This is a genomic window from Porphyromonadaceae bacterium W3.11 (assembly GCA_030434245.1).
Taxonomy (GTDB): Bacteria; Bacteroidota; Bacteroidia; order Bacteroidales; family Porphyromonadaceae; genus Porphyromonas_A.
In genome coordinates this window covers 279837-287336 of sequence record JAUISX010000005.1, presented here as the reverse complement: position 1 = coordinate 287336, position 7500 = coordinate 279837, and the positions used below count along the sequence as shown (strand labels likewise).

The following is a 7500-nucleotide window of genomic DNA, read 5'->3' as shown; positions in this document are numbered from 1 at the left end:
CAAGCTTTCTGATCGTTCTCCTCTGGGTCAAGAGATCCTTGGGACACTCCTAGAAAATAGTGAAATCGCCCGTGATAATAAGAAGCCTCTCTGCCAAGATACTGGTATGAGCGTGGTATTTGTTAATATGGGTCAGGAGGTTGAAGTCGTTGGTGGTTTTATAGGTGATGCTATTAACCAGGGTGTACGTGAGGGTTACGAAGATGGTTACCTCCGTAAATCTGTGGTAAATGATCCTATTCTTAGAGAAAATACTAAGGATAATACACCTGCCGTAATCCACTACAATATTGTTCCTGGTGATAAATTTGAGATACACATATCTCCTAAAGGCTTCGGTAGCGAGAATAAGAGTCAATTGAAGATGCTAACACCTAGTCAAGGTGAAGAGGGTGTAAAGGATTTTATCCTACAAGTAGTAAGCGAAGGAGGAGCTAATGCCTGCCCTCCACTAATCATAGGTGTAGGTATAGGAGGTACTATGGAGCGTTGTGCATTCCTTGCGAAGAAGGCACTTCTTCGCCCTGTTGGAGAAAATAGCACTAAGCCTCATATTGCAGCTATGGAAAAGGAACTACTAGAGAGAGTCAATAAGCTAGGTATTGGCCCTGCTGGATTTGGCGGAGACACCACAGCTCTAGATGTGCATATTGAAGCAGAAGCTACACACATTGCAGGACTACCTGTAGCAGTAAACATTGGTTGCCATGCAACACGTCATGCATCGGGAGAACTATAAACTTAAGATAGAATCAATATCATGGAAGAAAATAGAAGAGTAATCACACCACCACTTACAGATGATGTAATTCGTACACTTCATGCTGGTGACATGGTGTTTATCACTGGTACTATCTATACAGCACGTGATGCTGCTCACCTTCGTCTTGTGGAGATGCTAGAGCGTGGCGAAGAGATGCCATTTGACTTTGAGGGTCAGATTGTGTATTATGCTGGTCCAGCTCCTGCAAAGCCAGGTGAACCTATTGGCTCTGTTGGTCCAACAACAGCAGGTAGAATGGATGCCTACTCCCCTACTCTTATGCGTAAAGGTCTTAAAGCTATGATAGGCAAGGGCCTTAGGAGTGATGAAGTAGTCCAGACGATTAAGGATGAGACTGGAATATACTTTGCCGCTATTGGTGGTGCAGCAGCACTCATGTCACAAGCTGTAAAAGAGGCAGAGGTTATTGCTTTCGAGGAGCTAGGAACTGAAGCGATTCGAAAACTAAGAGTGGAAAACCTTCCTGTGATTGTTGCTATTGATAGCGAAGGAAACAACTCATACATACAGGGTAGAGCTACTTACGAAAGAAAGTAATAGACTATCAATAAGTATTAGATAAAGGTCGGAACTCCTGTATTGGACTCCGACCTTTTCCTTTCGCACTAAATCCGCCCGCCCTTTGGGAACTGATTTTCATCTTCTTTTCCTCTGTACTCTTGATGGAAATTAATGTGCCTCGAAAATGCTTACTGATCTACCTTTATTCATTATGAAGGGTTGGTATCGACTAAACTTTACTGAATCAACACGTACAATACCTGAAAAGTCAATGATAGACCGCGAAAGGGCTTCAATCTTTTTCAGCCTGTCTTCTTTCAGTATCAATAATGTATTGATGTCATCGAACATCGTTAATCTTCTTAGCTCTGACATATCAGTATAACTACATATAATCCCATTAGCTTCAATCAAAGAATCTGAGTCCATATAGGGAATTACGACATAAAAATGAGTCCAATCTCCACCTTGTATAGTATCTAATGAAAAGACCTTATCGACTTCTATTCTTTCAACTTTAGTCTCTAATTCTTTCGAACTCATAGTGTTTTCTTTACGACAAGACACAAGAGAACAAAGAAGCATCATAAACACCCATGTAGCACTACTGATAATATGTTTATTTCCCATAATTAATAATCCTTTAGAAGTTTAAAATTGCTTCTTGACGACCTCTACATTTTTACAATTTTCCAGTTAATTGTTTCAGTACTATCAATGAACATCGGATAGTTCCACATCTTCAAAGATACATAAATGCAAAATAATCAGCATGAGTTATTTTTAACTACAATTCATTCAACCCATAACTTATATATCATCCTATTCATATCATGAAAAAAACAATTCACCTCTATAATACAGCTACTCATGTCATTTCTTATGTTTCTAATGTCTAACCCCTGAATAATATGATTCTTAATCCTAAAATTGTCTCAAACTTTAGTATATTTGTGTCTAAGTGAAATAATAGCGTAAACCCTTATGAATAGCAGTGCACAAAAGCTCAAGATTCTCGGAATCATTCCTGCTCGGTATGCCTCTACAAGGTTACCAGGTAAGCCCCTATACACTATTGGGTCTAAGACTATCATTCAGCATGTTTATGAGAGAAGCCAAGATGTACTTCAGGAGGTCATAGTGGCTACAGATGACCAACGGATATACGATGAGGTCAAGAGCTTTGGTGGCAAGGTTATAATGACTTCAACAAAACATAAAAGTGGGACAGACCGCGTGTCAGAAGCCTTAGGAAAAACGAAAGGTACATTCGACGTCATCATCAACATTCAGGGGGATGAACCCTTTGTGTCTAAGACGCTATTAAAGGATTTAATATCAGCCTTTAGTGATACTAAGACTGATATTGCTACACCTATTCATCCCTACCCTAACGGCACAAGTTTCGAAGAGTTATCAAATCCCAACCAAGTTAAGGTTGTGACGACATCGGATGGATATGCACTCTATTTTAGTAGATACCCAATTCCCTATTTTCGAGACCTAGGAAACGACTCACAACGTTCATCAATACATTACTATAGACATATTGGACTTTATGGATATCGCAGTGAAGTCCTCAAACAAATCACAAAACTCCCAATAAGTCCATTAGAGCAATCTGAGGGGCTCGAACAGCTTAGGTGGCTACAGGCTGGATATAAGATAAAGACAGTCCTCACAAATGATATAAGCATTGGTATTGACACACCTAAAGACTTAGAACGAGCTAGAGAATACTACCTCTCACATAATCTATAATGATAGAAAGAAGAATCATAGATCAGATTATTGATCGGGCAGAAATTGCGGATGTCGTAGGAGACTTTGTCACACTTCATCGAAAGGGACGTGATTATGTAGGACTATGTCCTTTTCATGATGACTCACATCCTTCATTTAATGTATCCGTTTCCAAAAATATCTGCAAATGCTTTGTCTGTGGCGAGGGCGGTACCCCTCTATCCTTCTTAATGAAGCATGAAAACCTTTCTTTCCCAGAAGCTATAAAGTATCTTGGGAAAAAATATGGGATACAGGTTATAGAGCAAGAGCTTTCGCCCGAACAAGAACAAAGAAAGAGCGAAAGAGAGAAACTACTGAATGCTAATAACTTTGCACGAGATAAGTTTGCTAACGAGTTACAGCAAGGAGCAGAAGGGAGAAGAATAGCTCTGAGTTATTTCAGGGAAAGAGGTTTGACGGATGAAACCATACAGAATTTCGAGCTAGGATACTCTCCAGCAGAGTGGGACTTTCTTGTAAAGGCTGCCAAAAATCAGGGGATTGATTTTACTATTCTCGAACATCTAGGATTGATCAGCAAAAGCAAAAAGGGAGATTGGTATGACCGCTATCGAGAAAGAGTCATCTTCCCAATCCACTCAATTAGTGGAAACATAGTTGGTTTTGGTGGGAGAATCCTCAAAAAGGTAGAGCATGTAGGTAAATATATTAATTCCCCTGCATCCGACTTATACGATAAAAGCAATGAGCTATACGGTCTATACTTCTCGAAACGAGAAATCTCAAAGAAGGATAAGTGCCTCGTCGTTGAGGGATATATGGACGTCTTATCTATGTTCCAAAGAGGGATTCAAAACGTAGTAGCCAGCTCAGGGACAGCACTCACCAGTCAGCAAGTCCAATTGGTCAAGCGATATACATCTAACATCACACTCATCTTTGACGCAGACAATGCTGGGCTAAGTGCTACCCTTAAAGGGTTAGATATATGCTTACAAAAGGGGATGAGCGTCAATATCCTTCGACTGCCTGAGGGAGAAGACCCCGACACCTTTGCAATGACTCATACTCTTGAGGATATAGAGGAATTTATCTCAGCTAATGAAGAGGATGGCATATACTTCAAGGAGCGGATACTCACCGAACAGCTAGGAGAGGAGCCACAAGCTAAGGTACAGATTATACAAGAGGTTTCAGAATCCATCTCATTCATAGATGACGACATCGTTAGAGAGGTCTATATCAATAATATTAGTGCCATCGTAGGGCTATCGGTGGAGGCTCTAACACAGCGAATCAATCAAATCCGACAAGATCGCTACGAAGAAGAAAGGCGGGCTAAAGCACGCGAAATAGAAAGGCAGAAAAATAGGCAATCTGCAGATGATTCACAGCAAAAAAGTGGTACCTTCACCAACCTTTCGACTCAGGCACCATTTAGAGGATACCAAAAAGTAGCCTCAAAGGTAAAGAAGCCTAAACTTGAACACCCACTAAATGTCTATGAGATAGAGTTGCTAAAGTATTTAATCCACCATGGCACCCGATTCATTGAGGCTTATGAGCTCAATTCCGGTGTAATTGGTGCCAGCGTGATAGATCTGATCTATGACCAGACTAGAGACCTCGAAGAGAAGGATGTATTGACACCAGCCTTTAGTAAGTTAATGGATGACCTTATAGAGGAGCAAGAGGTTAACCCATCTTTTAATCCTAAGACATTCATCCCTTCGTACGATGATCCCAGCATTCTCCACTTTGGTAATCAAATCATCACGGAAGATAATAAACTTAGTCCTCTGCATCAATCATTTGTGGAAGAGCAAGAAAGTGAGCAGGAACTGGAGAAGTTAATTCTAAAAGATATAACCAGTTATAAGAATGCTGTGCTAGAAAATGAAATCGCTTCACTGATCAAGCAAATCAATGAGGCGTGCAAAAATAATGATACAGATACTGGGATGTCTCTATTGGAGAGATTATCAGAGCTAAATAGACAAAAACAAACTATTGCAAATATACTTGGGGACAGGACACTTACCCCACCAAAGAGAATTAAGTAATCAAAAAATAGTAAATAAGAGACAATGAGTAACTATGTAATTGAAGTCAAGGACGTGGTCAAAGACTATGCTCAGCATCGCGCACTTGACCATGTAAGCCTAGATATCCCAGAGGGAAAAATCTACGGCTTATTAGGGCCGAACGGTGCAGGCAAAACCACTCTCATACGTATCCTCAATAGGATTACAGCTCCAGATAGTGGTGAGATTATTTTCGATGGCAGGCCTTTCCAACCCAGTGACGTTAATCTTATCGGTTATCTACCAGAGGAAAGAGGGTTATACCGAAAAATGAAGGTTGGGGAGCAAGCGATCTACCTAGCTCAGCTTAAGGGAATGAGTAGAAAAGATGCTAAGAGAGTCCTTACTGAATGGTTTGAGAAAATGGATATCATGCCCTGGTGGAATAAGAAGGTACAAGAACTCTCTAAGGGGATGGCTCAGAAAGTACAATTCATATGCACAGTTATTCACAAACCTAGGCTACTTATCTTTGATGAACCTTTTAGTGGTTTTGACCCCGTCAACGTAGAGTTACTCAAAAACGAAATATTAGAGCTACGAGATCAAGGACACACTATTATCTTCTCCACTCACAACATGCAGAGCGTGGAGGAACTTTGTGACAACATGACACTTATTAATAAGAGTCATGTAGTCCTTCAGGGAGATGTCCAACTCATCAAACAGAGCTATAAAGGAGATACATACAAGTTTGTATTTGAAGGGGATCTCAATATCCCATCCTCAACGAAAGAAAGGTACAATATCAGAGAAAATCATATAGATCGCTACGGAAGGACCACTATGGTTCTTGAAAATATGAATAACTTCGGTGCTAAAGAAATTATCACTGAGTGGAATAGCTTTTCGAATATTGTTCAGTTTGAGGAGGTCATCCCTAGTATGCATGAAATTTTCTTAGATGTCGTTAGTAATGGCAAATCAACTTTAAAAGAGAAGGAGGTAACACTATGAATAAATTCTGGATTGTACTCAGAAAAGAGTATCTATCGAAAGTCAATAAGAAGTCATTTGTCATCATTACGTTTTTAACGCCACTTCTTATTATTGCCATTACACTAGTACCTATGCTTTTAGGTATGAGTGCTAGAGATAATTCAGAAAAGACGGTTATGGTTATTGACCAAACCAATAAATATTTTGACAACATCGCATCTCAAAAATCCAAGGATGGATTTAAGTTTGTCAAAGGTGATGCAGATATAGCTCAGCTACGTGATAAAAAAGATGATAATTATTATGCCTATGTAATGATATCGGATGACCTGTTGGTTAATCCTAAAGCCATTACAATCTATTCACACTCATCTATTGTCCCCACTCTGGGCTATCACATATCGGAAGCATTGGAGCCAGCACTAAGGAAAGAAAAGATAGACTCCTATGGTATTCCAGGACTAGAAAAAATCATTGATGACACTAAAGTGAGCATCAATGTCTCCTCTGTCCAATGGAGCGACAGTGGAGAGGAAAAAGAGAGCTCTGCTATGGTGGCGATGGTTATTGGAGAAATCTTCAACATCCTGCTATTCATGTTCGTGATAACATACGGTAGTATGGTAATGACGAGTGTGATGGAGGAAAAGAAAAGCCGAATCGTTGAGATCATAGCCTCCTCCGTTAAGCCTACCACACTACTTTTTGCAAAAATGGTAGCTATCGGTTTGGTCGGTGTCACTCAGGTAATGCTATGGGCGATCTTATTGGTGCTAGCGTTCATCCTCTCACAAGTTTTTATGATAGGAAGTGCAACGCTTGACCTCCAGCAGCTGTCTGCAAATATGTCAACTGCAGGAGACTTTGATCCTGAAATGATTCAAGAGATCATCCTGCCACTTTCTAACTTTAACTTCGGAGGTATGTTCATTGCCTTTATCTTTTACTTTATTTGTGCTTACCTATCTTTCGCAAGTATCTTTGCAGCGATTGGTGCAGCTATGGATTCGGACGAAGATGTAAGCCAGATGACGATGCCTATCACTCTGTTCATGCTGTTTGGTTTTTATGCAGCATTCTACTCTGCTGATAATCCATTTGGACCACTAGCATTATGGGGATCATTCATACCATTTATCGGGCCTAACGTAATGATGGTTCGCCTTCCATTTGATCCACCAGTATGGCAGATAGTAGTTTCTACCATAATGATGGTAGTCACCACATTAGTGATGGTATGGCTAGCCGCTAAGATATTCCGAGTTGGACTATTAATGTACGGTAAGAAGCCATCCGTTAAGGAGATGATCAAGTGGGTCTCGTATAAATAACTCGTATAAAGGATGTTGCACTTCTTGCAACACTATCAAGTAACAAAATTCTTTTTTAGATAAAGCAAAAAGGTTGTACCGATTTTACCATCGGTACAACCTTTTTAATATCTGC

Annotated in this window: 7 protein-coding genes; 6 read left to right on the top strand and 1 reads right to left on the bottom strand. The window is 40.1% G+C overall.

Annotated elements, in window-relative coordinates:
- Positions 1–739 (top strand): fumarate hydratase (locus QYZ87_09570; GenBank protein MDN4754761.1); only part of this gene is annotated, 739 nt, incomplete at its 5' end.
- A 21-nt stretch (positions 740–760) separates the two neighbouring features.
- Positions 761–1321 carry a Fe-S-containing hydro-lyase gene (locus QYZ87_09565; protein MDN4754760.1) on the top strand — a complete coding sequence of 187 codons (561 nt, stop codon included), beginning with the start codon at positions 761–763 and terminating at the stop codon, positions 1319–1321.
- Between the two features lie 132 nt (positions 1322–1453).
- On the opposite strand, the gene QYZ87_09560 is transcribed toward QYZ87_09565, so the two are convergent.
- Positions 1454–1828, bottom strand: a complete 375-nt coding sequence (locus QYZ87_09560) for a hypothetical protein (protein MDN4754759.1) — start codon at positions 1826–1828, stop codon at positions 1454–1456.
- 441 nt (positions 1829–2269) lie between these two features.
- Between QYZ87_09560 and kdsB the strand changes: the two genes are divergently transcribed.
- From kdsB to QYZ87_09540, 4 genes are read left to right on the top strand one after another with little or no spacing between them, the layout of a single operon-like run.
- Positions 2270–3046, top strand: a complete 777-nt coding sequence (kdsB, locus tag QYZ87_09555) for a 3-deoxy-manno-octulosonate cytidylyltransferase (GenBank protein MDN4754758.1) — start codon at positions 2270–2272, stop codon at positions 3044–3046.
- Positions 3046–5094, top strand: coding sequence for a DNA primase (gene dnaG / locus QYZ87_09550; GenBank protein ID MDN4754757.1), 2049 nt, complete (start codon positions 3046–3048; stop codon positions 5092–5094). The genes kdsB and dnaG overlap by 1 nt, the downstream gene beginning before the upstream one ends.
- A gap of 24 nt (positions 5095–5118) precedes the next feature.
- A complete protein-coding gene (locus QYZ87_09545; GenBank protein MDN4754756.1) occupies positions 5119–6072 on the top strand; it encodes an ABC transporter ATP-binding protein in 954 nt (317 codons plus the stop codon).
- Positions 6069–7385: an ABC transporter permease gene (locus tag QYZ87_09540; protein MDN4754755.1), complete on the top strand. Its 1317-nt coding sequence runs from the start codon at positions 6069–6071 to the stop codon at positions 7383–7385. The genes QYZ87_09545 and QYZ87_09540 overlap by 4 nt, the downstream gene beginning before the upstream one ends.
- Positions 7386–7500: the final 115 nt, after the last annotated feature.

What these genes read in the sequence shown, in the direction of transcription:
- QYZ87_09565 (MDN4754760.1), top strand. Translation starts at nt 761, where the DNA reads ATGGAAGAAAATAGAAGAGTAATCACACCACCACTTACAGATGATGTA.
- QYZ87_09560 (MDN4754759.1), bottom strand. Translation starts at nt 1,828, where the DNA reads ATGAGTTCGAAAGAATTAGAGACTAAAGTTGAAAGAATAGAAGTCGAT.
- kdsB (MDN4754758.1), top strand. Translation starts at nt 2,270, where the DNA reads ATGAATAGCAGTGCACAAAAGCTCAAGATTCTCGGAATCATTCCTGCT.
- dnaG (MDN4754757.1), top strand. Translation starts at nt 3,046, where the DNA reads ATGATAGAAAGAAGAATCATAGATCAGATTATTGATCGGGCAGAAATT.
- QYZ87_09545 (MDN4754756.1), top strand. Translation starts at nt 5,119, where the DNA reads ATGAGTAACTATGTAATTGAAGTCAAGGACGTGGTCAAAGACTATGCT.
- QYZ87_09540 (MDN4754755.1), top strand. Translation starts at nt 6,069, where the DNA reads ATGAATAAATTCTGGATTGTACTCAGAAAAGAGTATCTATCGAAAGTC.